The organism is Streptomyces sp. NPDC059248 (assembly GCF_042753905.1).
Taxonomy (GTDB): domain Bacteria; phylum Actinomycetota; class Actinomycetes; order Streptomycetales; family Streptomycetaceae; genus Streptomyces.
Genome location: NZ_JBHYZV010000048.1, coordinates 22,960 through 48,859, shown reverse-complemented (window position 1 = coordinate 48,859; position 25,900 = coordinate 22,960). Strand labels below are relative to the sequence as shown.

14 protein-coding genes and 2 pseudogenes are annotated in these 25,900 nt (G+C 68.1%); 8 read left to right on the top strand and 8 right to left on the bottom strand.

Annotated features, from left to right (window positions below; all coding sequences use genetic code 11):
* Positions 1 to 7: 7 nt before the first annotated feature.
* The 6 genes and pseudogenes from ACFXG1_RS21125 to ACFXG1_RS21100 form a co-directional block, all read right to left on the bottom strand.
* Positions 8 to 2,512, bottom strand: coding sequence for a galactose oxidase-like domain-containing protein (locus ACFXG1_RS21125; RefSeq protein ID WP_384744070.1), 2,505 nt, complete (start codon positions 2,510 to 2,512; stop codon positions 8 to 10).
* Between the two features lie 235 nt (positions 2,513 to 2,747).
* A complete protein-coding gene (locus ACFXG1_RS21120; protein ID WP_384718842.1) occupies positions 2,748 to 3,890 on the bottom strand; it encodes a glycosyltransferase in 1,143 nt (380 codons plus the stop codon).
* 86 nt (positions 3,891 to 3,976) lie between these two features.
* The gene (locus ACFXG1_RS21115; RefSeq protein ID WP_384718840.1) at positions 3,977 to 5,776 is read right to left on the bottom strand and encodes an ArnT family glycosyltransferase; all 1,800 of its coding nucleotides are present in this window, start codon (positions 5,774 to 5,776) and stop codon (positions 3,977 to 3,979) included.
* Positions 5,773 to 7,068 (bottom strand): glycosyltransferase, encoded by a 1,296-nt coding sequence (locus ACFXG1_RS21110; RefSeq protein ID WP_384718838.1) that lies wholly within the window; start codon positions 7,066 to 7,068, stop codon positions 5,773 to 5,775. The genes ACFXG1_RS21115 and ACFXG1_RS21110 overlap by 4 nt, the downstream gene beginning before the upstream one ends.
* 484 nt (positions 7,069 to 7,552) lie before the next feature.
* A pseudogene (locus ACFXG1_RS21105) lies at positions 7,553 to 9,602 on the bottom strand (thioredoxin domain-containing protein).
* A gap of 358 nt (positions 9,603 to 9,960) precedes the next feature.
* Entirely contained in the window at positions 9,961 to 13,908 is a 3,948-nt protein-coding gene (locus ACFXG1_RS21100; RefSeq protein WP_384717495.1) for a hypothetical protein, read from the bottom strand.
* 1,183 nt (positions 13,909 to 15,091) lie between these two features.
* On the opposite strand from ACFXG1_RS21100, the gene ACFXG1_RS21095 reads away from it, so the two are divergent.
* The 6 genes from ACFXG1_RS21095 (at position 15,092) to ACFXG1_RS21070 (ending at position 22,464) form a co-directional block, all read left to right on the top strand.
* On the top strand, positions 15,092 to 16,723 hold the full coding sequence (locus tag ACFXG1_RS21095; RefSeq protein ID WP_384710906.1) for a type I-E CRISPR-associated protein Cse1/CasA: 1,632 nt from the start codon (positions 15,092 to 15,094) through the stop codon (positions 16,721 to 16,723).
* Positions 16,716 to 17,270, top strand: a complete 555-nt coding sequence (gene casB, locus ACFXG1_RS21090; protein WP_384710903.1) for a type I-E CRISPR-associated protein Cse2/CasB — start codon at positions 16,716 to 16,718, stop codon at positions 17,268 to 17,270. The genes ACFXG1_RS21095 and casB overlap by 8 nt, the downstream gene beginning before the upstream one ends.
* Before the next feature lie 55 nt (positions 17,271 to 17,325).
* Positions 17,326 to 18,678, top strand: coding sequence for a type I-E CRISPR-associated protein Cas7/Cse4/CasC (locus ACFXG1_RS21085; protein WP_384710900.1), 1,353 nt, complete (start codon positions 17,326 to 17,328; stop codon positions 18,676 to 18,678).
* Positions 18,675 to 19,574 carry a type I-E CRISPR-associated protein Cas5/CasD gene (gene cas5e / locus ACFXG1_RS21080; RefSeq protein ID WP_384710897.1) on the top strand — a complete coding sequence of 300 codons (900 nt, stop codon included), beginning with the start codon at positions 18,675 to 18,677 and terminating at the stop codon, positions 19,572 to 19,574. The genes ACFXG1_RS21085 and cas5e overlap by 4 nt, the downstream gene beginning before the upstream one ends.
* Positions 19,571 to 20,320 carry a type I-E CRISPR-associated protein Cas6/Cse3/CasE gene (locus ACFXG1_RS21075; RefSeq protein WP_384710894.1) on the top strand — a complete coding sequence of 250 codons (750 nt, stop codon included), beginning with the start codon at positions 19,571 to 19,573 and terminating at the stop codon, positions 20,318 to 20,320. The genes cas5e and ACFXG1_RS21075 overlap by 4 nt, the downstream gene beginning before the upstream one ends.
* An 860-nt stretch (positions 20,321 to 21,180) precedes the next feature.
* A complete protein-coding gene (locus ACFXG1_RS21070) occupies positions 21,181 to 22,464 on the top strand; it encodes a DNA/RNA helicase domain-containing protein (protein WP_384710888.1) in 1,284 nt (427 codons plus the stop codon).
* A 110-nt stretch (positions 22,465 to 22,574) separates the two neighbouring features.
* Here the strand turns inward: ACFXG1_RS21070 and ACFXG1_RS21065 are convergent.
* A pseudogene (locus ACFXG1_RS21065) lies at positions 22,575 to 22,730 on the bottom strand (DUF255 domain-containing protein); the annotation flags it as partial.
* A gap of 1,634 nt (positions 22,731 to 24,364) precedes the next feature.
* Positions 24,365 to 24,550 (bottom strand): type II toxin-antitoxin system RelE/ParE family toxin, encoded by a 186-nt coding sequence (locus ACFXG1_RS21060; RefSeq protein ID WP_384710885.1) that lies wholly within the window; start codon positions 24,548 to 24,550, stop codon positions 24,365 to 24,367.
* Positions 24,551 to 25,088: 538 nt separating this feature from the next.
* Here ACFXG1_RS21060 and ACFXG1_RS21055 point away from each other — a divergent pair.
* Together ACFXG1_RS21055 and ACFXG1_RS21050 are read left to right on the top strand one after the other, a co-directional pair.
* Positions 25,089 to 25,361, top strand: coding sequence for a hypothetical protein (locus ACFXG1_RS21055; RefSeq protein WP_384710882.1), 273 nt, complete (start codon positions 25,089 to 25,091; stop codon positions 25,359 to 25,361).
* Positions 25,358 to 25,765, top strand: coding sequence for a PIN domain-containing protein (locus ACFXG1_RS21050; RefSeq protein ID WP_384710879.1), 408 nt, complete (start codon positions 25,358 to 25,360; stop codon positions 25,763 to 25,765). Before ACFXG1_RS21055 ends, ACFXG1_RS21050 begins: the two co-directional genes overlap by 4 nt.
* The last annotated feature ends 135 nt before the right edge of the window (positions 25,766 to 25,900 follow it).

Genomic DNA, 25,900 nt, shown 5'->3' with positions numbered 1-25,900 from the left:
CGGGGCGTCAGTGTCCCCCGTGTCCCGACTCCTGCACCGGCTTCTGGGGTTTCGGTATCGGCGCCGGCCGCAGATCGCCCTTGCCGCAGGCCCGGCCGTCCTTGTTCCGGTCGAGACCCAGCGGATCGGCCCGGCCGTTGAGCCTCAGCTCCCCGAAGTCCCGCCGGGCCAGCCACTCGCAGCGCGCCTCGGGCGTCGCCGCCACGGCCTTCGGGAACGTCACCGGGACACAGACACCAGGAGTGCCGTACGCCGGTTCACAGCCCGCGATCTTCGGGCTGACCGGTGCCGAGTCCCGCTTCTTCAGCGGCGGCTTGGCGGGCTTCTCCAGCGCGTCCGCGAAGTCGTGGACGTTCGGCGACGGCGCGTGGCCGTGGTGTCCGCCCGCCTTCGCCGCCGCGGCGGCACCGCCGAGCTGGACCCATTTGGCCACCGACGGCACACCGTTGGCGTCCACCGCGAAGAGCATGTACCAGCCGGGGGGCGCCAGATTCGGGTTGCTGGTGACGTTGAGGTCGATCTGATTGCCCCCGTGCACGGTCAGCGGCAGATCCACGAACCGCTGGTTCGGGTCGGAGGAGTGGGTGACCGCGGCGGGCCGGATCAGCTCCGCCTTGGCGATCGGCCGGTTCACGGTGATCCGCTGGGTGTCGCCGTAGTTCCAGCGGTCGTCCGGAACGGCGGTGATCTCCGGCCGGGGCCCCTTGAACAGATACGGCGGGCTGTAGACGGACACATTGTGGTTCCAGCTGTTGTTCCCCGGGTTGTCGCCCACCGACATCACCCGCCCGTCGGGCAGCAGGAACGACGACGAGTGGTAGCCGCGCGGGATCGGGTCCCTGGCCATGTTCGCCTGGTACGTATTGGTCACCGGATCGAACATCGACGCCTCGAACACCGGGTCGGCCCGGTCGTGCAGACCACCCCCGGTCTCGAAGACCTTCCCGTCGGGCAGCAGCACGGCGGAGACGTACATCTTGCCCTCGGCGCCCCGCTGCGGACGGCGGCCCTGTCCCTGGTCGACCTCGCCCTGCGGCAGCAGCGGGCCCGGCCGGTAGCGGGGGCTGGGCGCCTTGAGGTCGATGATGTCGGTGAGCCGATTGGCGACCGGGTTCCGCTCGTTGTTGCCGCCACCGATGGTGAGGACCCGCTGGTCCTGCGCGGGCGGCAGCAGCACGCTCGCCGACTGGTCGCGCTCGTCCTTGTTCTGGAGCCCCGGCACATCGGTGATGGTGTTGCGGTCGTAGTCGTAGATCGAGGCGCCGGTGCCCGGGGTGCCGTTGCCGAAGACATGGCTGCCCGAGTAGAAGAGCCGGCCGTCCTGCATCAGGATCATCGACGGGTACAGACCCCAGTACGTCCAGGTCTGGTTGGTCTGCCCGATCGGCAGCCAGCGGTTCTGCGCGGCGGAGAACTTCTCGGCCGTCACATTGCCGGTGGAGTCCTCCTTCAGCCCGCCGAAGGAGATCACGTCCCCGTTGCCGAGGACGGTCGCCGACGGATACCAGTGGCCGTCGTGCATGTCATTGGTCCGGATGTACCGCTCGGTGTCCGGATCGAAGAGGTACGAGTCCTTCAGGCCCTGGTAGCCGAGTCTGCCGTCCGGCGTCGGATAGCCCTTGTTCCCGCTCATGATCAGGACCTTGCCGTCGGCGAGCTGGGCGTGACCGGCGCAGAACAGGTCGGCGGGGGTGGCGATCTGCCGCCAGGAGCCGTTCGCCGGGTCGTACACGGCGGAGGTGAAGGTGCCCGCCGCGAAGGCCAGCGGATCGTTGCCGGAGCCCGCGATCACCAGGACCTTGCCGTTCTTCAGCACCACCGAGTGCATGGAACGGACCGGGTTCTGCGTCGGCAGCACGTTCCAGCGGCCCCGGGCGCACTCCTCGGCCGTACCGGTACAGCCCGGTTCCGGGACCGGGACCGCGACCTCCTCCATCACATAGTCGTCGGTGGTGACGGAGCCCACCCCGTACACGGAAACACCCCAGGCGATCCGGTCGGTCCCCGGCGGGATCGCCGGGGTGCGCACCTCGGCGCGGGCGTACCCGGCCGGACTGACCGGCAGGGACATCAGATCCGTCCAGTACTGCCAGCCGGTGGTGGGGTTGTGCCGGAAGAGCGTGACGGCGGTGTCGGGTGTCGTGCTCTTGTACCAGAGCGACAGATCGTACTGGCGGTCCGGGACGACGGCCGGGGCGCAGAGCGAACTCTCGGTGATCAGCGCCTTGCGGTCGCCGGAGACCCGGCGGGTGAGTGACACCTTCATCGCGGCGGAGCCGGTCCGGGCGTCCGCGACGGTCTCGTACGTGACGTCGTTGTCGCCCCAGCCCGCCCGCTTCCAGCACTCGGGCAGGCCGTCGTTCCCCGGTCCCCCCGGGGTCTCGAAACCGGGATTGCGGATCAGATTGGGCCCGGCGGTCGCGGGCGTGGGCGAGCTGACGAGGAGCGCGGCGCTCATCGCCGCGACGGCCAGCAGCGCAGAGGATCTGCGGCGGCGTATCGCTGATGGCATGCGGTCCTCCTTCCCTGTTGCTGTTCTGTGCTCTCGCACGTCGGCTGCGTCCCAGAAGCGGCTCTTGTGGGACGGGACGGCGGCCGGGGCTCACCGGCCGCCGGGTCTGACGGGTGTCGGGCCCGAAGAGGTGTCGGGTATCGGGTCCGACGGGTATCGGGTCCGACGGGGGGGCGGACCCGGTCGGGTGTCGGACCTGGTCGGGCGCGGGGTCCGAAGGGGTGTCGGGCGCCGCTCAGGCGGTACGGCGGAACGGGCTCCCGGCCCCGGCCTCGCGCGGCAGATAGATCAGCGCCTCGGTGGCGGCGAACCGCAGGACGAAGGTCAGCAGCAGTGCCAGCGCCGTCGCGGGCAGGACGGCCATCCCCGCCCCGGCCACCAGCAGCGCGATCAGCGGGATCCGCAGCAGCAGATCGGCGTTGGCGAGCAGGGCGAACCGGCCGAGCCGGTCCGCCCAGTGCCGGTGGGCGCGGCGGTCGCGGAAGAGGAGCACCTCGATGAGGAGGAAGTTCCACAGCACACCGAACTGATTGGCGATCACCTCGGCGGGCAGATAGTGCATTCCGCCGCGGGTGAGCAGATACAGGACGACCAGGTTGGGGACGAAGCCGGTGAGCCCGATCAGTCCGAAGGCTGCCATCCGGGCCAGGGGTGCCGAGGTCCGCAGTCCGAGCAGATGCCGCAGGAACCGCAGGCCCTCCTTCGGCGTGGACTTGGACTCGCCCGCGTACCGCTCCCCGAAGGCGAACGGCACCTCGGCGACGGCCCGGGGCCGCAGCCGTACCGCCAGCTCCAGCAGGATCTTGTAGCCCAGCGGGCGCAGCACCCCGGCGTCGACGGCCGCCGCGACGGCCGTGCGGCGGATCGCGAAGAAGCCGCTCATCGGGTCGCTGATACCGCGCAGTCCGCGCGGGAAGAGGCCCTTGGTGAGCCAGGTGGCGGCGCGGGAGACCGCGACGCGATAGCCCCCGGCGAGGCCCGCCCGGCTGCCGCCGGGCCGATAGCGGCTGGCGACGACGAGGTCGGCGCCCGTCTCCTCGCCCGTGGCGACCAGGTCCGGGACGAGATCCGGCGGATGCTGGAGATCGGCGTCCATGACGACGATCCACTCGGAGCCCGCGGCCCGCAGGCCCTCGACGACCGCGCCGCCGAGTCCCCCGTCGGGCCGGTCGCGGTGGATCACGGTGACCGGGAAGGGGCAGTCCCGCGCGGCGCTCCGGATCACCTCGGGGGTGTCGTCCGTGGAGTCGTCCACGAAGACGATCTCGCAGGGCAGCCGGGCGGGCACCGAATCGGTCAGCCCGCGGAGCAGTTCGCGGACGTTCCCGGACTCGTTGAAGGTGGGGACGACGACGGTGACGACACCGGGCTCGGCGATCTCCGCCGCCCCGAGTTCGGGCTCGGCGTGCTCGTCGGCGCCGCATTCGGGTTCGGTGTGCTCGTCGGCGCCGGCGCGGGGCGTGTTCACAGGACCCCTCCGGGGGTGCGCGGGACGCCGGTGCCGGCCGTACCCGCCCGGTCGTCGACCCGGCGGATCTCGATCCGGTCGTCCCCGGTGCCGAAGACCTGGACCACGGTGGAGTTCGCCAGGGCGGCGCCGACCGTGGGCAGGGTGGGCGCGTCCCGGCGGACCGTCAGGGACGAGACGACGTAGTCGATGTCGCGCCAGCCGCGCGGCATGGCCTCGATGACCTCGGGGTCGAGGTCGGCCTTGTAGAACCAGACCACCCCGGTGCCCGGCTCGTAGCCGTCGTGGACGAGGTCGAGCCAGAGGGCGTCGTCGACGAGGACCCGGGTGTTCGCCGGATCGTCGACCTGGGTCTCGAACCAGGCGGCGGCGGCGCGGTAGTGGCGGTTGGCGTCCTGGGTGAGGGCGTCCCGGTTGCCGTCCGCCCAGGCGGGCACGGTGATCACGGCGGCCACCAGGGCGAGGGCGGCGACCAGGGCGCGGCGCGGGGTGGGACGGAACCGGTGTACGGGCCCCGCCGCCCCGGGTCCGGTCCCGGCGGCGGGCCCGCCGCGGTGGAGGATCGCGTGGACGGCGCTGGCCGCGGCGCCCGCGAGCACCAGCGCAAGGAAGGGCAGCGCCTGGATGATGTACATGGCGGGCAGATAGCCGTCGGGCCGGAACGCCACCAGGGTCAGGGTCGCCACGGCGAGCGCAGGGCCCGCGACCGCGCGGGCGGTGACCGACCAGTGGAAGGCGGCAAGGAGGACGACGGCGGCGGCGACCCCGGCGAGCGGGAGGATCGGGTCGTAGTAGAGCCAGGACTCGTACGTCTTGTGGGTGCCGGAGCCCTCGTCGAGGATGAAACCGGAGCCCGGACGGCTGAGCTGGTAGTGGATGCCGTCGAAGAGGGAGACCCGGTCGCCCGTCGCGAACAGCTCGTTGTTGAGCAGCGCGTACAGCGGATACGACAAGCCGATCAGCCCGCAGGAGGCGATGGCGCCGGTCACCACGAACTTGCGGGTCTCGCGGTGGCTGTGGGTCCAGAGCGTGATCAGCAGCGCGGGCAGGACGAGCAGCATCGTCTCTTTGGAGAGTACGGAGACGGCGCCCGCGAGTCCGGCGGCGAACTGGTGCCACAGATGTCTGCTCGGGGACGCCGCGAGGCAGAACGCCAGCAGCATCCACATCACGGCGATGTTGTCGAGGAACAGCTCGCGCTGGAAGTAGACCGACAGCGGGGAGAGCCCGAAGGCGGCCATGGCGGCACCGGCCGCCCACCGGGGCAGGAACAGCCGCCGGGCGAGGACATAGACCAGGACGGCGCTGACGGCGCTGACCAGCAGCATCGTGTAGCGCATGGTCGCGACGTTCATCGACTCGGGCGAGAACAGGGCCGGGAGATAGGTGAGTCCGGCGATCTGGAGCCAGCCGAGCGGTGGATGGTCGTACCAGTAGGTGTAGTGGGCGAGGCCCTCGCCCTGCTGGACGGCCCACGCCTGGGAGAGATAGGTGCCCTCGTCGTCGCTGAGGGCGGGGAAGCCGGTGATGTTCCAGCCCTGGACGAGGACGATCACGACCAGCAGGCCGAAGCAGAGGAAGAGGTCGGGGCGGGAGGAACGGAACCGTATGACGGGTCTCGGCTCGGTCCGCTCCCGGGTGCGGGCCGCCGCCGGGGCGGGCGCGGTGGCGACCGGGTTCGGGCGGGTGCGCCGGGCGAGGGCGGTGACCGTGGTGGTCTCGGTGCCGGGTCCCGGACCGGCCGGGGCGGTCTCGTCCGGGGCCGTCTCGTCCGGAGTGGGCAGGGTCGTGGTCACCGGTGGGCGTCCTCTCGGGGCTCGGCGCGGTCGGTGCGGTCGGCGGGGGCGGCGTCGGTCAGATGGGCGCCGATATGACTGGTCAGCTCCCATTCGTTACGGCCGCGCTGCTCCCGCCAGACGGCCCGGAGCGCGGCGCCGGCCAGCAGGATCTGGTAGAACGGCCCGCCGATGACGAGCTTGAGGTAGTGGACGAAGCGGACCCGCAGCCCGTACTGCTTGCCGAAGTCGTGCAGTCCGACGACCTCGAAGATGAAGGTCATCACGGCGGTGATGGCGGGGAGGAAGGTCACCATGGCCGCGCCGACAGGGATGTCGAAGAAGAGCGCGATGCCGACATTGAGCGGGATGATCACCCCGGAGAAGGCCTGGAGGAAGGGCGTCATCAGGGTGTAGCGGGCGAGCATCCGCTGTCCCCGGCCCGGCAGTTGCTTCCAGTCCTTCTTCCGGTAGACCTGGAGGAATCCCTGGTTCCAGCGGGTGCGCTGCTTGAGCATGCTCAGCAGCGTGTCGGGGGTCTCCTCGCGGGTGACCATGTCGCTGTCGTAGGCGACGACGACCTTCTTGCCGACGGAGGAGAGGCGTACCCCCAGGTCGCAGTCCTCGGCCAGGCATTCGGGGTCCCATCCGTCGGCCTCCCGCAGGACGCCGGTCCGGACGAAGACGGTATTGCCGCCGAGCGGGATGAAGCCCTTCTCGGCGTGGAGGTGGAGCCTGCTGCGGAACCAGAAGAAGTACTCCAGGCAGTTGCGCAGGCTGTACCAGCTGGAGTGGAAGTTGATCAGCTGGACGCCGCCCTGGACCACATCGGCGCCGGTGGTGGTGAAGGCGTGGTCGACATGGGTGAGGAGTTCGGGGTGGACCTGGTCCTCCGCGTCGAAGACGCCCACGATGTCGCCGCGGCAGTGCGGGAGCGCGGTGTTGAGCGCCTTCGGTTTGTTCTTCTTCTCATGGGTGTCGGTGATGACCCGGACCCGCAGCGGATCGCGCTCGGCGGCGCGGACGGCGACCGCGGTGGTCTCCGGGTCGTCGTGGCCGACGATCACGATGATCTCGTAGTTGGTGTGGCTGGACTCCAGCAGTCGTTCGATGGTGTGCTGCAGGACCGCCTGTTCATGGCGGGCGGGCAGCAGGAGCGAGAAGGAGAGCCCGACGTCGCCGTCGGGCCGGTCGAAGCGGGTCGCGGCCAGGATCTCCGGCGTACGCCAGGCGTGCATCTGCCACCAGAGCGTGAAGACGGCCATACCGAACAGGGCCAGGGATACGGCCACGACAAACACCGATAACAGCACGAAGTCCCCCCTTGGAACCTCCGCGCGAGCGGCGTCAGGACCCCCCTGCCGGCGAACGCGCCGATGGCGCCGGGAAGTCCGCACACTCCCCTAGGTGCGTTCCCGGCTACTCTTGGTTGTAACTACGTGGACCTTAATAGCGGAATGTGAAAGTCCGGTGCTCATTCCATAAACACTGGCGAATTGCCGACACTTGGCGCATTCCCGACCATGGCATGTCCACTCCCGGTCAAGAGTGGCCGCTGCGTTGACTTACTGTCAGCAGGTACCGAAACTCTGTCTCATTTCCACCATGGACGAGGTGAGAGGGGTGCCTCCGCCGGTCACGCCAGTGCACTTCTGGGGCTGTTGTGACCAACGGGGCCGGATGTCACCCTGTTGTTATCGACGACATGAAGGAATAGAGACAGCGGCAGGCCGAAAAAACACCCCGGAGGCACCCTGGGGGCCTCACGGGGTGTTCACACATCCCCCACAGACGCCGTCATCCGGCGTCCGGCTCCTCCCCCGCGGGAGACGGGCCCACCTCCGCCGCGAGGGCGGCCGGGTCCGTGACGGGGGCGCGACAGCTGAAGTTGCGGCAGACGTACGCCGCGGCCTCGCCGTTCACCAGCGGGCGCTCCCGCAGCAGCGGGAACTCCTCGCCGTCGGGCTCCCCCGCGGCGACCACCGCGCCGGGGGCGGTCGCCAGCAGGGCCGTACGGTGCAGGGCGCGGGCGGCCGGATCGCCGTCGAGGCCCACGACGGCGACCTCGCGGGGCCCGTCGAGCAGCGCCTCGGCGACCGCGAGACCCCAGCCGATGAACCGCGGGGCCCGGGGGCCGAGTGCCTTCACCACGCCCAGCGCCTGCTCGGCGGCGGTGCGATGGGCCTCGGAGCCGGTATGCGCGGCATACGAGAGCAGGGCACCCGCGGCGGCCGTCCAGCCGGACGGGGTGGCGCTGTCGGTGGGGTCCTGGGGCCGGCGGATCAGCCGCTCCGCGTCGTGCGCGGTATCGAACAGGGTGCCGTTCTCCCCGGTGAATCGGACGATGACCAGGTCCAGCAGCACCCCCGCGAAGTCCAGCCAGACGCCCTCGCCGGTGACGCCGGCGAGAGCGACGAAGCCCTCGGCGACATCCGCGTAGTCCTCCAGCACCCCGGCGTTGGCGCTCGCGACCCCGTCCCGGGAGGTACGGGTCAGCCGGGCGCCGTCGTCCAGATGCACCCGTACCAGCAGATCGGCCGCCTCGGTGGCCCGCTCCACCAGATCGGGCCGGTCGAAGAACGCGCCGGTCTCGGCGAGCGCGGCGATCGCGAGCCCGTTCCACGCGGCGACGACCTTGTCGTCCCGCTCGGGCCGGTGCCGCGACTCCCGCGCCGCCAGGAGCCGGGCCCGCAGAACGGGATCGTCGTCACCGGGCAGCCGCAGCACGGAGGCGCCCTCCTCGAAGGTGCCGTCCTCCGTGACCCCGAACAGCTCGGCGGCCCGCCGCCCGTCCTCGTCGCCCAGCGCCTCGGCGAGCTGCCCAGGCGTCCACACGTAGAACGCGCCCTCGGCGTGCTCACCGGCCTGGTCGTGGCTGTCCGCGTCCAGCGCCGACGCGAAGCCGCCCTCCGCGGTCCGCAGCTCCCGGACGAGGAAGTCGGCGGTCTCCAGCGCCACCCGGCGGGCGAGCGGCGACCCGGTGGCCCGCCACAGATGCGCGTACACCCGGCACAGCAGCGCGTTGTCGTACAGCATCTTCTCGAAGTGCGGCACGATCCACTCGCGGTCCACGGAGTACCGGGCGAAGCCGCCGCCGAGCTGGTCGTACAGACCACCCCTGGCCATCGCCTCACAGGTCCCCTCGACCATGTCGAGCGCCCCGCGCGCCCCGGTCCTGGCGTGATGCCGCAGCAGGAACTCCAGCACCATCGACGGCGGGAACTTGGGCGCCCCGCCGAATCCGCCGTACCGCTCGTCGTACTCCCGGGTCAGCCCCAGCAGCGCCCGCGCGACATCGTCCTCCCCGGGCACCCCTTCCCCACCATGCGCCAACGCCCGCCCCGCCAGATCCCGGGTGATCTTCCCCGCGACCTCGGCCACCTCGTCCCGCCGCTCCGCCCAGGCGCTCGTGACGCCCTCCAGCACCTGCCGGAACGACGCCATACCGTGCCGCGGCTCGGGCGGAAAGTACGTACCGAAGTAGAACGGCTCCCCGTCCGCGGTCAGAAACACCGTCATCGGCCACCCACCGTGCCCGGTGGCGGCCTGCACGGCCTCCATATAGACCGCGTCCACATCGGGCCGCTCCTCCCGGTCCACCTTCACCGGCACAAAGTGCTCGTTGAGATAGCCGGCGGTCGCCTCGTCCTCGAACGACTCGTGGGCCATGACATGACACCAGTGATCAGTCGGCTAAGTGGCACGACGAATATCCCACTGAGAGAAGGATGGGTACGTCGCGCCGCTCGGCCTCTTGCATCGCCTCCTCTCCCCATGGCCACCAATCCACCGGATTGGAGGCGTGCTGGAGGAGATAGGGCGACTGGGAGTTTGCCAGTCGGTTCATACCTCCATCGTTGCATGACGAGGATCGTGTACGCGTGATCCCTTGTACACGAAGCACGGCCGCCACGGACCGCCCTGCGGGTGGAATCGGTCGGACCGGAGGGCCCGACGGCCCGTGTTCCGGACCCATGGTCGGCCTGAACCCCGGCCGCGACGACTGGTCATAGCTCTACGGGAGCCATGTGTCGACCTGGTCGTCGGCGTGTTGAAAGCAGAGAAGGCGAGGTCGCACCCACCGGCCATACGCCTGGAGCTCTCACAGCACCCGGTCCGTCCGGGGAAGCCCTCACAAGCTTCGTCGGAGCGGGCACCCCGAGACGACCGGGCCTCAGGGCTCTCCCTCCCCCAAGTCAACGGGCCTACATCAGCGGGTCCTTCTCCAGAATGGTCATGTCCCTCGCCATGGCTCCCAGATTTCCCAGCGCCCCAGAAGCGAGTGAGGGGAGGAGCGGAATCGTGCGAGTCCACGCGTCGGATCGCAAGAGCCCCAGCACAATGTCCCGGGCCGTCTCCTCGGCGGCGTGACTGTCGTGATCGGCCGCCCGAGCAAGTGCCAGGCAGGTCCGGAGCACCCGGTCGTGGGCGCCGCTGTCCGCTGCCAGCGCCACCTGGGCACCCGCCAGGTGCGCGGCGGCGGTACCGAGCGCCGTCGCCCGATCGTCCGGCGTCCGCGCTTGGTCGGCGTACCGCCACACGGCCGCGATGTCGCCGTTCACCGCTGCCAGGAGCGCCAGTTCCGCAGAGGGCTGCAGCCCCGACTGACGGGTGCGCCTCCATCTGTCAACCGAACTTTCGGCGGCGTTCACAGCTTCGTCCGGAAGGCAACGGAACCGTTCCAGCAGGGCGAGGACGGCCATCAACCGTTCCGGCGCCGCCCTGTAGGGGGCGGCCATGCGCAGCACGGCCCGGCCGAGCGTGTCACTCAGCCGGGGGACTGGATTTTGGATGTCAGGGAAGGCAAGAAGCAGTGCCGCCAGTTCAGGGAGAGGCACGCGTGGGCTGCCCGTCTCCATCCGCCGCGCGAGGATCTCCACCAGTGGCTCCGCGACGTATGCCGCCGCCTCCGGGCAGTGTCGTACGAGCCCGGCGGCGATGGCCGTCAGCGCCTGCAGCCGTTGCGCGGCGTCTCCCGTCGCCATCACCGTGGCCGCGGCCTCGTCCCCCGCGTGGGCAAGGGCCTGGGCCACGGCGTTGGCCAGCTCGGGGGCGGCTCCGGCGGGTACCAGCCGGGCCGCCGCTCGGGCGTAGCGGGCGCCCAAGTTGTCGTGTCCGGCGAGGGAAGCTCCGAGGGAAAAGGCCGCCAGGTGCCGCGCCTGGGCATACATGTCGGGCAAGTGCTGCACAAGTGCTTCGGCCTGGTCCGATACGCCTGCCGCGCCCATGGCCTGGCAGAGTTCCACGGTCCAGCCTTCGGGGAGGTGCCGAGTGCTTACGGGCCGCGTTGCAGGGCGGCTCCGCAGTACCGCCTCCAGAAGTTCTCGGCCGCGGAGGAGATCGCCCGTGCTCACCTGGTCGTCCACCTCCAGGAGCCGGGGAAGAAGTGGCTGTTCTGGCCGATCGGAGTGCGGGCCGTCACCCGGTCGCAGCAGGCCGGTCGACCGCCGGTGCGGGTTGGAACGGCGGGACGGCGGGAGGGGGCGTGTGCCTCCGGGTTCTATCGGTGTGGGCTGTGGTGCCTCCGCGACTTGTGCGCTGTGGGACGCCCGCTGCTGTTTCAGTGCCGCCCGCTCGGCTTCAGCTTTCCTGCGCTTTGTCTTGCGCTCCACATCCCGCCTCTCGGCAGCCTCCTGAGCTGCCTCGTCGGCCCGTCGCGCCCTCTCCTTATCCGCTGCATCAAGGATCGCTCGCGCCCGTTCCAGCAGGGGGTCGCCGAGTACCCCGACGCGCTGATCCTCCGGCACGGCCTCCATCTGATGTCTGATGCCGTCGTGGTCGCCCCTCTCCTTCATCGCCACGGTGGCCTCGGCCAGGCGCTGCAGTGTCCCAGCGAGTTCTCGGCGCAGGTGGGCACGATCGGTTTCGGACAAGGCATCGGGGTCCCCCAGCGCCTCGATGGCCTGATGCATCCGGGCTCGGGCCTCCTGCAGCTGTTCGGCGGCTCGGCGGTGTCGCTTGGCGGGCAGAGTGACGAGCATGGACGCCGCAGTGGCCAGGACATCGACCGCCCTCAGCCCTTCGGTATCGCCGAGTTCCTCGCAGAGGGCCTCGATGCGATCACCGGCGTACGAGCCGAGGTAGGGCGCCACCTGCGCCAACGCGCCGTAGAGTTCCACTGCCACGGTCCGGGCGCGCAGGCCGCCCGCGCTGAACGTCTCCGCCCGGTAGTACAGCCTCATGACGGCATCCAGTCTCCCTGCCGCCTCGGTGATCACAGCTGTCCCGGCCGCCGGGTCCTGGAGCACCGCCCGGAACACAGACCTGGCGGCGTCGGGACCGTTCAGACGGGCGAGCACCGCGGCGGCACAGAGGAGTCGCGCGTACAGCTCGGGGGCGCGGAGGGCACCGGGAAAGCCCTGGTGCGCACGATCGCGGGCCAGCCATTCCACTGCCTCCTGCACGACGGCATCGGCATTCAGGGTGGTCCGTTCTACAGAAGGCTGGCCTGTGTAAGCCAGTTCCACTGCCATCTCGACCAGGTGTACGGCCCTGTCGAGAGTCGTGGGCGCAGAGCGGGCCAAGCCGCGTGCGCGCTCCGCGTCCCCGAGCCTGACGTAGAGGGCCACGGCTCCGTCGGGCACCTGCGTGTCGTGTGCCCGGCGCAGCACGGACCGTGCACCGGAAAGGGCGACGAGTGTCGCCATACGGTCTGCACCAGATGTGGCACCCGGCGCCGCACTGATCTCGCGTTCGAAGGCATCCAGCTGGGTGAGCGGAACATCCGGACCGGCCGTGCGGGCGAGCTGGTGCAGTCGGCGCACATCGATGACGTAGGCAGCGCGCTCAGCAGTTCCGGTCAGCAGGCGGAGCTGATGCGTCAAGGGGTACGGAGGAGTGCCGTCCGGCCAGCCGGCCTCACGCCACCTCCGCGACCAGGCCAGCAGCTCCTCGGTGTACCGGAGGACCGCCGCCTGCCCCAAGCCCTCGCGTACCCCGCGTACAAGACGGGAATCCGCCAAGGCGTACGTCCCGAGCACCGGATCCTCGGTGACGAGGGCGCGCCCTGCCGGACCCTGCGCCAAGCGGTCGAGGTGGTCCCCGGAGAGCCCGGTCAGCTCCGCCAGATCCGCGCTCCGCAGACCGCCGTTGGCCACGGCCAGCAGCCCAGCGACCGGTTCGCCCAGCGCAGTGGCGTCGGGTGGCGGTTGTCGGAGCTGCGGCACCCCGGCGATGGGTAGGAGCGTTCGCAGATGACGGATCTGACGCAGTGGATGCCGCTTCTCCGGAACGTCGCTGGGAAGGGAGGCGCAGCGCCGGAGGGACACGATGATCCGCATGTTGGGTGGTGGGAGAGAGGGCAGGAGGGCGGCAATGCTCTCGCGCGCGGATTTCCGCACGACCCGGGACCGGCCCTCGGGTTCTCCCCCGAAGGGGGGCCCACTCGGAGCGCCGTCCTCGCCTCCCCGGTCCGGCCCTGCGATGTCACCTGGCCACGCCACGTCGTCGTCGAGTCCGTCGACCACGAGCAGGAGGCTCCGTCCTTGCCCCGCGCTCTTCGCGGCCACCTCGGCGAACAGCGCGTTCCACGCCCGGGTGCCCTTGGGGACCAGGCTCCCGGACTTGCCGAGAAGGCCGTCGATCTGGCCGACGATCTCGATCTCGAACACGGCTCGGGTGTCCGCACCGTGGGTCGCGGAGACGAAGAAGGTCAGAATGTCGATGCCGATCGGGGGCCTCTGACGGACGTAGCCAGCCAGCAGCGTCGTCTTGCCCACCGGGCCGTCGGCGCACCAGCACAGGTAGGAGGGTGCCTCGAGGCGCGAGTCCCGGACGAACTCGGTCATCACCGTACGTTCGTTCTTCCGTAGTCGGGCCTCAGTCGCGGAAACGTAGGGAGCCGAACCGTGCAGCCCGATGAAGCGGAGGTCGGGGTCCGTCTGGCGCCGGTTCAAGGAGATCTGCCCGTGCTGCGCGCTCCTTGCCTCCTTCTGAGCCGCCCGCAAGGCGGCTTCCCATTCGACGTCCGCGTAGGCCGGAGCGCCGGGGGCACTCTGCAGCCTTGCCACTACGGACCGGAAGGATGGCTCTCGCTCTGGTGTGGGAACCGTCTTCCCCTCGATCCAGTTCTGCACCATCCAGTAGGAGAGGTCCAACTCCTTCGCCAGGCCGCGGTACGTGAGCTTCTCGCAGCCCCACGCTTCCTGGAGCATTCCGTGCAGCTTGTTCCTCGCATGCCTGGATGGCCCGTTCACCGACCCGCCTCCCTTCCGTGTTCGACGGCCGGAAATCTCCGCTGCCGACGTACGGATTCAAGCTTCTGACCTGCGGAAATCGCGATGGAGGACCGGGCGCAACTTCACCGCACAAGACCGCCGCCGCCAGTCTGGAGCCATCACCAAAAGAGCTGCAACCAGCTCCCAACGGAAGGTCGGCCCGTGTCCCAGGCCCCCGAACTCCTGCACTACATGCTGATCTTGAGCGGATCAGCCGGCCTGCTCTATGCGGTCGCCCTGATCACCGTTGCCCTCGTCTCCGTCCTCGCCTCTGCGCCGGATCGCCGCAGGGACGCACGGACGACACTAAGCATCTTGGTGCGCCGACGGCTCCGCTGAGCGCGGCGAACCCTGACCAAGCGGGTCGACCCAACGGGCTTGTGCTGGAAGTCAGGTGCCTACAGAGCTTTGGACTGAGCTGGAAGACCTCACCAACCACCCGCGGATGGCCTGAAGTGCCCCCTCCAGAGCAGACGTTGGTGTAAAAAGATCCCTGTGCTGCCACCTGCTCGCTCCGTGGCGGGGCCTGCTGCTCTGCAACCGCAGCGCAGCAGGCCCCGACGCGGAAGGAGCCGCATGGGAAAGGCCGCACGTGAGTGGCTGGGGCGCCGGAGGGAGGACCTGATCCTCATCCTGGTGGCCGGAGTGGTCAGCGCAGTGGCTGCCAAGGTGGTCGACCACCTCTGGTAGATGGCCGTTCTCGACGCAAGCCACGCGTCGAGAACGGCCACCCCCAGCAGTGGGTGGTTCCCGTTCCGGGCGAACGGGACGGGAACCACCCATACCTCGCCGGTCCCCCCCGTGAGGTACTGCCAGGAGTGCCGAGACATCGGCAATCCCCGAGTTTAGACCCGTGCGTAGAAACCATCCGGTCGAGTGATCGAGTCCTTGGCCCCACAAGGACCATCAGGCCGGATAAAAGCTTCCCGCTCACTGCGGGAATGGCCCCTCGGGAGCCTTCAGAGCCCTGGATGGGCATTTCCCCGCATGAGCGGGGGTTGTCGCACTTCCGGTCCCCGCGGACCGCTCGGCGTGCGGCTCCATGCGGGGACACCGTCCTCGCATGGAGGCACCATCCATTCAATCTTTCGGTCATTGAGCAGAAGGAGGTGGCACGGACTTGCCCGAGGACCGACCGCCGGCTCCCGCCGGGCAGCGCGCCAGCTGGGACCCCCGCTTCCAGCCGTGCATCCCCGCCGTCGACCTCGACGGTGCGGTCGCACACCACTCCCTGAGCGCGCTCTTCGCCCGGGCCGATGAGCTGGCAGCCCTCGACTGCGCCTCGCCCGGCGAGACCGTCGCCGTCATCGAGTACTTGTTGGCCATCTGTTTCGCCTCCGGCGCCTGTCCGTCCTCCGACAAGGACTGGAATGCCTGGATTCTTGGCCAGAGGTCCCTCGCCCAGGCCACCGAGTGGCTGGTGGAGCAACCGGCGAAAGACTGGGACCTGTTCCATCCCACGCAGCCCCTGGCGCAGAACTCCGACCTGGCAGAGGACCTGCGCACGAGCGGCACCGGAACCGCTCAGCTGATCATCGATCACGCCGGGGACTACAACCAGCACTTCGACCACCATCATCTCGCACGCCACAACCCCATCCCGGCAGCAGACGCGTTCCGCGCCACCCTCACCCAGCACGTATACGCCACCTACGGACGGGCCCGCATGTCCGGGGGCAGGCTCGGCGCGAAGGTCACCAATCTCGCGGCGGGCCGTCTGACGGGCCGGATCCGGGTCATCGCGCTGGGGAGCACGTTCGGCGAGACGCTGCGTCTGAACCTCTATCCACCCGACGGGCCGGGACAGCACCTCAACTCTTCCTGGACTACTTCCTTTGTCGAGCAGCGCAGGTTCGAGGAGAAGCGGAAGCCCAGGGCGCCGCGGAGCTCCGCGGACCTGCACAGCGCCCTCGGACGTTCCGTACTGCTGCGCCCGGCACACGGCCCCCACGGGCAGCTCATGGTCGACCAGGTACTGATCGGAGCCGGTGACGTACTGGATCTCGACCCGCCGCGTCACCTTCATGACGCGGTGTACGGCACGACGACGAACGGCGTCTCCAAGCCCCTCTGGCCCTCGCCCAGCCGAGCCCTGTGGCAGCAGGCCCATGCCCTGTACGGCGCCGTCAATGAGGGCCAGGGCGGGATGTACGCGCGACTGCGGTCCCTTCTCCCGTACCGGCGACCCGAGCCGCAGGGGCCGGATCCGGAAACGCAGCACGGTGCCCCTTACCATCTCTGGGCCGTGGGCTTCCTGGCCAACCAGGCGCTCCCCTTCATCTGGACCCAGGGCGCCTACCCCTACGCTCCGGGTATGGCCGCGCACCTCTACCGCGCGTCCCGACGAGGCTCGGACGTTGCCGAATACGTGGCACGGACCCTCAAGAACGCGGCCATCGTGGCGGCAGAAACCGCGTTTCCCGCGATGAGGGCCGCGGACGAGGCCGGCCAAGTGGCACGTCTCGATGCCCGGTACGACTTCTGGCCCGCAGCCGAGGACCCCTTTCACGAACTGCTGGACGAGGTGATCGACGGGGGGCTCGAGGACGACGACCCGGTGTCCGCGCCCTTGGTCGCCTACGCACTGAAGCTGATGATCACGGCACGTACCCGGTTGCTCCAGCTCCTCGACACCCTGCCGCCCGGCGACCGCTACAACCGAGCGCGATCCCGGGCCGAGCGGCTTTTCGAGGAGGCCATGTCCAACGACCGGGCTCCGGCCGAACTCCGAGGGGAGACAGCACTTGACTGAGCAGGATCCGTCGGCCGGCACACAGACGCCCCGCTTACCGCACGACAGCGCGGCACTCACCACCTGGCTCACCGTCCTCGTCCACAACCGCGAGTACAAGACGCTCGCCGAACTCCGCCGGTCCCGGGTCCGGACCAACGCACACATCCGCGCGGGCTGGTACGGAGGGGACGACCACCGTGACCTCTTCGAGCAGGTCGCCTTCCTGTTCGCGATCTACCACCAGGGGTGTTCCACGCCCTCGTACGGCCACGGCAGTCTGGGCGCCGCAGCCCGCAGGATCGGGGACGGGACCGGGCGGGGGCCGGACAATCCCGGCGCTCAGCGGCTTCTGGACCGTGTCGTTGCGAGCCGGCGGATCCCCTGGCGCCACCTCCAGCACGCGATCACTCGGCTTCGGTCCTGTGACCAGCCCCCACCGGCCTGGACCACTCTGACCGAAGACCTCATCCGGTGGAACGACCGCAAGGAGCGCATCGCTTACGAGTGGTCGGTCCACTTCCACGCCCCTGCCAGAACGGTCGGGAAGCATGAAACCAACCCCTGACGCGACCGACTCCCCCACCGACAGTTCCACCGACGAACCGAAGGGACACCACCTCGTGACCGAGTCATCTCGGAGCCAGTTCCTCTCCCTGCACCTCATTGAGACGCTGGCCGCCGTCCTCCCGGTGCGCGACGAGAACGGGCAGCCGAAGTCCCTCGTTTTCGGCGGCGTGGAACGTCATATGATCACAAGTCAGGCTCGTAGGCGCGCCGAGCGGGTCCACGCCCGCAACCGGGCCAACGTCGGCCTGGGGGAGCTCAAGGGCCGCAGCATGGGCGTCCGTACCCGGGAGTGGGCTCTTCTCGCCGGGCGTGCACTCGAGTCCGTCCACGGCTGGGACGGAGACAGAGCTCTGGTCACGGCTCGGGCAGTGCTGGAAGCCAGCGGTCTCAAGTTCGGCGATCCGAAGAAGCAGACCGTGGCCAACCTGACCAAGGTGCTCGTGTTCGCGCCGTCCGACGCCGGAACGAGAATCGCACGCCACATCGCCGACCACGCCACGGAGGTCGAGGGGTGGCTCGACACCTATCTCAGCACTCAGGCTCACACCGAAGCAGCGAAGAAGACACGTCGCGGGGCCAGGAAAAAGGACGTGACAGCACTGGATGCAGAAGAGGCCCCCACGGAAGCGACCACGGCCGTTACCCTGCCTCCGCTGCCCAAGGCCACCCGCGACGCCGTTCTGCTGGCCCTCGCGCCTCGGGACGCCGTGGACATCGCTCTCTACGGTCGGTTCCTCGCTGAGATTCCCGACTCTCCCAACGTCGACGGCGCCGTCCAGACGGGACATGCCTTCACCGTGCACGAAGCAGAGCAGATCGAGGATTTCTACGCGGCCGCCGATGACGCAAAGCTCGACCGCAAACGCAATGCTCTAGATTTCCTCGACGCCGCGGACGACGCAGGTGCGGGGATGACCGGGTACCAGTCCCTGATCTCCGGCACCTTCTACCGACACGCCGTCCTTGATCGCACGCAGCTCCGCGTCAATCTGAGGGTAGCCGGAATGGACCAGAACGAGGCCGAACAGGTTGCGTCCGAGGCTGAGAAGGAGTTCGTGATCTCCTTCGTTGAAGCATTCCCGGAAGCGAAGAAGAACTCCACCGCGTCCACCGGATCGCTGCCAGCGCTCGTCCTTGCCTTCGAAGGAGAACGCCCCTACAACTACGCGTCAGCCTTTCAGAGGCCGGTCGACGAGGGGCCCTTGTCGACCGGTGGGGAAGGACCGGCGGGACCCGCCGCCGTACGCAGACTGCTGCGCCACCACACCTTCGTCAGCCGCCGTCGCAGCGATCTGCGCACCACACGGTTGCTCACATACGACCCCGAGATCGATCTACTCCTGGGAGAGCTGGAACTGCCGGATTCACTGTCCGTCGTGGAGCGGGCCGAGGACCTCACACCGTGAGCGACACGAACGACTCGCACGTCCTGCTGGTCCGGTTGGCCGGCCCCTTGCAGTCCTGGGGCATCGCCGGCAGATTCGCCCGCCGCGACACACACAGCCGCCCAACGAAATCGGGCGTGATCGGTCTGTGCGCCGCAGCTCTAGGGCTGCACCGGGATGAACCCCTCGGGGAAATCGCCGAGGTGCGCTTCGGAGTGCGGGCGGACCGGCCCGGCACGTCGATGCGCGACTACCACACGGTCGGCGGCGGCAAGTATCCGCTGCGTCCACGCGACCTGATCACCGACCACCAGCGAGCTGCCAAAGCGACTACGGATCCATGGCCGGCGCCGCCGACAGGCGACACCCTGGAGCCCGGTCCGTTCGGAAGCGCCGAGCTGCTTGCCTGGTACGGATCACCGAAATACGTCGCCGCCGACCCATGGTCAGGAACACTCGTCTCCAGAGAGGTTCGCCGCCACAGCCTGATCACGGAGCGCTGGTACCTCGCCGACGCCGCCTTCCTCGTCGGTCTGGAACACCGGGACAGGGCCCTCCTGGAACGTGTGGCACACGCCCTGGAATACCCGAAGAGGCTGCTCTGGCTCGGTCGCAAAGCCTGTCCGCCATCGGGGGACCTGGCCGTCGGCATCGATCCGGGCTCGCTCAAGGAAGTCTTCGAGACTCACTCCCTGCTTCCCGATGCCGTCGGCCCCGAAGCCGAGCCGTCGTCCGCCACGCCGCACATACGCCCATGGGCCTGGCTCGAGAGCAGACGGCCACTCCCCGGCGTCGCCCCCCTGTCCGACCAGCCAGTGCAGTTCGGGACGGACGGAGGGACCCACAGCCTCCGCTGGGAGACCCGCCATCGCATCACCATCGCCGCCAACGCCCATGGATGGGACATCATCCTGTGAACACGACCACCACTGCGTCAAATACATCGTCCGGCGCCGGTCGGGCCGCCAGGTTCGTTACCGCACAGAGCCTGCTGGCCCTGGACGCCCGACATCCGTTCGTCCGTAAATCGCTCATCGATGCGCAAGACATGCACCGAACCGTCATGAGCGGCTTCCCAGGCTGGGTGGACGATGGCAGCCCGGACCCTCGTGCCCAAATGGGCATCCTGTCGACTTGGACCGTCGAACTCCGGCAGGCGCGGCTCAACCTGGTGGTCCAGTCGTCACTCCCCGCCGACTGGAGCGGCATTCCCTGTGCAGCTCTGGCCGAGAAGCCGGAGCCTCTCACCGTCGATCGCACCTTCCACTTCGGCGACAGGGTCGCCTTCCGCACGGTGGTCAATCCCGTTCGCAGCATTCCACCGCAACCGGGCTCTCCGCCTAAGACCCGGGGCGCTCGCGTCCCCCACACACGCCCCGAACACGTCAAGGGGTGGTTCACGCGCCGCCTTCAACCGTCCGGCGAAGCCTCGATCGCCCCGGACGGCGTCACCCGTATCGGAGCGGACTCCGATACCGAGCGGATCGCCGTGCGCATGCTCCCGGACATCTCGAGCCCGGCACCGCACAAGGGTCTGCGTATCGCCCGTGCGGAAATCAAGGGCACATTCACGGTCACCGATCCTACGACCTTCGTCGCGGCCCTCACTCAGGGCATCGGCCACGCCCGCGCATACAGCTGCGGGCTGATCCTCGTACGCTGAACCGCCCGGCGGCCTGCCGAAGGCGAACCCTCGCGCGGATCCTGCCGCCAGCCTTCGGCGCCGACGGCAGGGCTCTCCGCAGACAAGGGGCATCGCGCCCCTTGCATCGTGCCTGGCCTGGACACACGGAGTAATTGAAGAAACGATTCTGCTAGGTTCCAGATGAATCAGCTCGGGAGAGCTTCATTTGCTGGGAGGCAGACGGAATGGCGGTCGGAAGCAGCTGGAGGCCGCTGGAGGCGTTCTGGACCGTACAGCGTCTGGTAAGGGACCGCCATGAGTTGGTCCGGAAGATCGGCGAGTGCTACACCGCCGCGCACCCGAAGGGCAAGAAGCCGAGTTCCGCCGAAGTCAGGGCCTGGCGTGAAACGTCTACGAGCTGGCAACCACGCTGGACAACCTCGGGCCCGGCCAGGTTCGGATGTTCATCGAGTACCTTGCCGACGGCCAGATGAACCACATCGACGTGGTCCTCGCCAGCCAGCGCGCATCGGGACGGCTTAGCTACGCGGTCATCGAACTCAAGCAATGGGGCAGTATCGAGCGTCCGACTGTCTCTAAGACGGCCGGGCTCTGCGCCCCCTGCAGGACGGCGGGAATCAGCACGCTCTGCCACGCTGCGCCACGGATCTGGTCTATGCGCCCTTCTCCGAGTACGAGAGGCACGTCAAGCATCCTGCGATTCAGGTCACCAACAACATCGACGACCTGCGCAAGCATCACAGCATGTTCGATGACCGATACGTCAACCTGGTGGGCGCGGCCTACTTGCACAACTGGATGGATCGGGACCACCAGCGGTCAGCCAAGTATCGCCTCGTCCGGGGATCCCCACATTCACTGTGCGTCAGCCATGGGACTTGGAGGAGTTCCTGACCGCGAACTTCAGCCCGGCCTCCGGCGCGGAGGCAGCACAGGAGTTGCTCGGACGTCGACGGTCGAGCAACCTGCTGGCCGACGAGACCGGGGCGATCGTCAGCGGGCACACCTGGTTCAGTCTCATTGAGCACCAGCTGCGGGCGGTCAGGGCCATCTCCGATGCGACGGCAGCCGTTGAGACAGAGGGGGTCAAGAAGGTATTAGTCATCGAAGGGCGTCCGGGCACCGGCAAATCGCTCGTCGCGCTCACCTCGCTGGGAGAAGCGCTGCAAGCCGGACGCTCTGCCGCCTTCGCTTCCGACGGCATCACCTCTCGCGACACCTTCAAGCGATCCGCCAAGGGACACAAGAAGGCCTTCAGACCGCTGGTGCAGATCGCCGACAAGTTCGGGCCCGACGAACTGGACCTGATCGTCTGCGACGAAGCCCACCGGCTCAGCGAACGACCCAAGACCGGCTCCTTCGGCATGCGGTCGACAGGACCGACCTCGGTGGAGGTGGTCGTCACCCGCGCTCGTGTGCCGGTCTTCTTCATCGATGGCGATCAACGCCTCTTCGCAGAGGAGGTCTGGTCTCCGGACCGGCTCAAGAGCGAACTCAGCAGCCTCGGCGTGGAGATCGTGCCGATCACCCTGGACCGGGTACTTCGAACTGTCGGCAGCTCGACCTACGACACCTGGGTCAACTGGCTCACGGCTGGAGAATCCACCGCGTGGCACCCGGACGGCTCCACCGATCCCGAACCTTTCGAGCTCTACTACGCCGACAGTGCCGCCGAAATGGAGTCCTTCCTGCAGAGCAGGGACCCGGCTGGCACGAGCGCCCGGATGAGCGCCGGCATGTGCTGGGGCTGGACCGACGACACCGGCACCTTCCCCGACGTCAGCCCCGATCCCAACTGGGCACGCCCCTGGAACGCCAGCGACAGCCACAGCACCCAAGGAATACCCAGCCGGAGGTTCTGGGCGACCGACCCCGGAGGCTTCGGGCAGATCGGGTGCGTGCACACGGCCCAAGGGCTCGAGTACGAGTGGGGCGGCGTGATCATGGGCCCCGACCTCACGTGGGAGGACGGCGCCTGGGTCGCCCACCGCGAGCACGTGAAGAACAAGGCTTCACGCATCAAGGACGACAACGAACTCACCCAGGCGTTGTGCAGGGCCTACGGCGTGCTCATGACCCGATCCATCCGCAGCCTGGTGCACTACTCGGTCGACCCTGCCGCCAGGAAGCTCTTCGCCGACCTCGGGGTGCAGAAACTCTGATCCCCCGTACCCTGCTTGCCGGGCAGGCGGCTCGCCGTGGGTACTCGGCTCGGGCCGGGTGATGCAGACAATGTCTCACCGGGCCCACTACTAGGTTGACGAGTTCACTGGCACCAGTGGCACGCCAAGTAGCCGACCGATAGCAGTACGGGCACGTCACGCCGTCGCGCTTCCTCGAAAGCCTCCGGCGTCCAGGGCCACCAGTCGACCGGATTGTCAGCGTGCTGAAGCAGATACGGCGAGGTCGCGCCAGCCAACCGGTTCATACGGCCCAGCCTCTCACAGCGCCCCGGCCCGGCCGATGAGGCCCGCGCGGTCCGCCGCGCGCGGCTCTCGCGGACAGAGAGGCGGAAGGCATCTGCACGCTGAGGCCTCATACCGTGCCCGACAGGGACGACGGCCCCGGACAACAACCTGGCAAGGCCTGGCAAGGCCTGGCAAAGGAAGTCGAGCACACAGGACGCCTTCACGATCTCACCCGCCGCCAGCCAGCAGACAACCCAGCTGGCCTTGTGGTGAGCCAGACACTGCTCCCGCAATCGGCCGATCTCACCAAGAAGCCGCCTCAGGACTTTCACCGGTACGCCTCACGTGTAGAGGCTGCACGAGAGCCGATTCCTTCGCTCATGCTCTCGGTGTTGGGATGCCCAGGGCCTGACCTAATGCCGCACTTCAATCGGTCGACATGTGCCACCAGTCGATCAGATCCATTCATTTCAGGCTTAAGATTGACCGCTTTCCGCGGGCTTCGATCACGTGATGTGAGGACGGCGCAACGCGAGCAATGCTGAGCGGCATGGCAATCCCTCATCAGGCCACCCCCCGAGAGCTATCGCTCTCGTCGAACGTCATGAGCGTCTCACCGAGAGTCGCTATCGAGATGCTCACACGCAACCTCGAGAATCGACCCCTCGACAAGGGACGGGTAGCACATCTCCGGGATGCGATCCAGCGTGGAGAGTGGCTCGTAAGCCACCAAGGGATCGCATTCGCAGGTTCCTGGCACGACAGTCGCCTACTAGACGGACAGCATCGCCTCGAAGCTATCCGCCAGTCCGGCCAAACGGTGCCAGTGCTCGTATTCGAAAACGTTCCCATCGAGACATTCTCCGTGATGGATACAGGGCGCTCTCGTACAGCATCGACCATCCTCGCCATGCAGGGTGAGCATGACGCTTCTCTACTGGCTGCCACCATTCGGCACATCCACCTCTTTAAAGCTATGCCTGACGCCGAGTGGAAAGGTCATTCCTCTCGACTCACCAATGCCCAAGTGCTCACCTTCCTGGAAGCAAATCGGGAGGAGGTCACCAGAGCCTGCACGATCGCGCGACTCATGAGCAAGGAACGGCTCATCATTCCCACTGCCGCAGCAGTAGGGTATTACGCAACATGGGAAGCATCGCCCGGAGTGGATCAAGAGTCATGGATCCAAGGCGTGACGACTGGAGCCGATCTCTCTCCGGGAGACCCTCGACTTTCCCTTCGAAACGCCCTTATCTCGCTGGGCACTGGCACCAGTGGACGCCGTCGGAGCGATTCACGTGGACAGGTGGGCCTCTACGTAAAGGCGTGGAACGCCTGGGTCCTTCAGAAGCCTGTCAGGCAGCTTCGCTTCCAGCGCGGAGAAAAGATGGCCAAGCCCGTACACGTGCTCCCCGGAGAGCTCTCAGATTCTCGTACAGAGCGACAGACGGCGTAGTACCGAAGCTAGGCGTCCCGGTTGCCGCGATCACCGTTCCTGCATCACAGGCCACGAAGCCGCTGCCTAGCTCACGACGGGCGCGAGTCCCTGCCGTCAAGATTGACGGCTTGATACAGACGCCCGCCCAGCGCAGTCGCGAACCGGGCGAGCGCATCCTGACCAGAGCATGCCCAAACCCGGGGCACGTTCCTTTACTCACGGCTCGTAGCACTGATCGGCCAGGGGAGTCGTCGCCCGATACCACTCGTTCAACTGACCGGATTTGCCTCCGGCCACCAGGAGGACGCTGGAACGCCGTGGATCGAAGACGAAGAGGGTGCGCACTGCGCCAGGGCGCAACTCCTTCAGGTTCACCATCGACAAACCGTAAATGATGTCCACCAGCGGGCCCTCCCATCCCTGGCCCCCTCCGCCAGCACATCCAGCATCTGCACCACCGGGGTATGCACCTGACCATCGAAGCTGCTGATCCAGTCACGCATCTCGCCGACAAGGAAGGCCTCCCACTCGCGATTCGTACACAAAGTGTGGCGAAACCTAAACTCTGAAGACTGGCGCGCTCGGACCTTCAAGATCCTTGCGGCGTCACCCGACGGCGCAAGCGCTGCCCCGAACCACTGCGCCCAGTCGCCACTGGCGCAGTGGTGACTGGCACACCCCACGCTCAGCAACACGGGCGCATTCAGCGGCCGCGCCTCCTCCAACGCGCCGGCCGATCAGGGCCACCAGCAGACGGGGTCGTCGACGTGCCGGGAGGGGCAGGGGAGGCCTCGTTCGCGAGGCGATTCGGTATGGCCCATCCTCACGCAGGGGGTCGACGAGACGCTCCCGTGGCACGGCCCGACTGTTCCCGGACGGACCGGGGAACGGGCTGACTCCTCCTCCAGCATTGTAATAAATCCTGTCGTACACTGATGCCATGAAGCAGAATCGCGCCGGAGGCACCGAGAACATCTCCGTGTCCATGCCTGCCGACCTCATCACCGAACTCCGTTCACGAGCCGGACGCCGCGGCGTGTCCGGTTACATCACCGAAGCCGTCCGACACCAGCTCGCCATGGACGGCCTCGCCGAGATCGTCGCCTCACACGAGGAGGAATACGGCGCGCTCACCGAACAGGAGATCGAAGCCGCCCGCCGCGAGCTGTTCGGAGAAGGGGACTCTCAGGGCGCCGGGCAGGACGCTGCGTGAAAGAGCAGCCCGCACGATCCCTGGTGCTCGACTCCGAAGCCCTTTCCCTGCTGCTGCGCAACGACCGCAAAATGGCCGCCCGCCTGGAAGTCTCCCGGCAGACCGGAGTCACAGTCCTGGTATCCGTCCTGACTATCGTCGAAGCAGTACAGGGGAAGACCGATCTGGCCCGACTGAAATGGGTCCTCTCCCGGCTACAAGTGGAACCGGTCAGCCACGAGGATTCGATGACCGCTGTGACACTGCTCCGGGACGCCGGCGGTCTACACGGACACAAGTACGCCATCGACGCCGTTGTTGCCGCACTCGCCCTCCGCGCCCCGGCCCCTGTCGTCGTGTTGACTTCCGACCAGGACGACTGGTCCAAGCTCTGCGGCAACCGCGTCATCATCAGGGAGACGTGAAGGCGCGGCCTCACAGCCTCCGCAGCGTCACCGGCACAAGTGGCAGCCGGGATCTCCACGCTCACGGGCCCCGTCGTTAGGCGTGAGCATGACGTCATTGGGTAGGGCGGGTACGAGGTTCGGGCTCCGGGTGTG

What these genes read in the sequence shown, in the direction of transcription:
- ACFXG1_RS21125 (WP_384744070.1), bottom strand. Translation starts at nt 2,512, where the DNA reads ATGCCATCAGCGATACGCCGCCGCAGATCCTCTGCGCTGCTGGCCGTC.
- ACFXG1_RS21100 (WP_384717495.1), bottom strand. Translation starts at nt 13,908, where the DNA reads ATGCTCCAGGAAGCGTGGGGCTGCGAGAAGCTCACGTACCGCGGCCTG.
- ACFXG1_RS21055 (WP_384710882.1), top strand. Translation starts at nt 25,089, where the DNA reads ATGAAGCAGAATCGCGCCGGAGGCACCGAGAACATCTCCGTGTCCATG.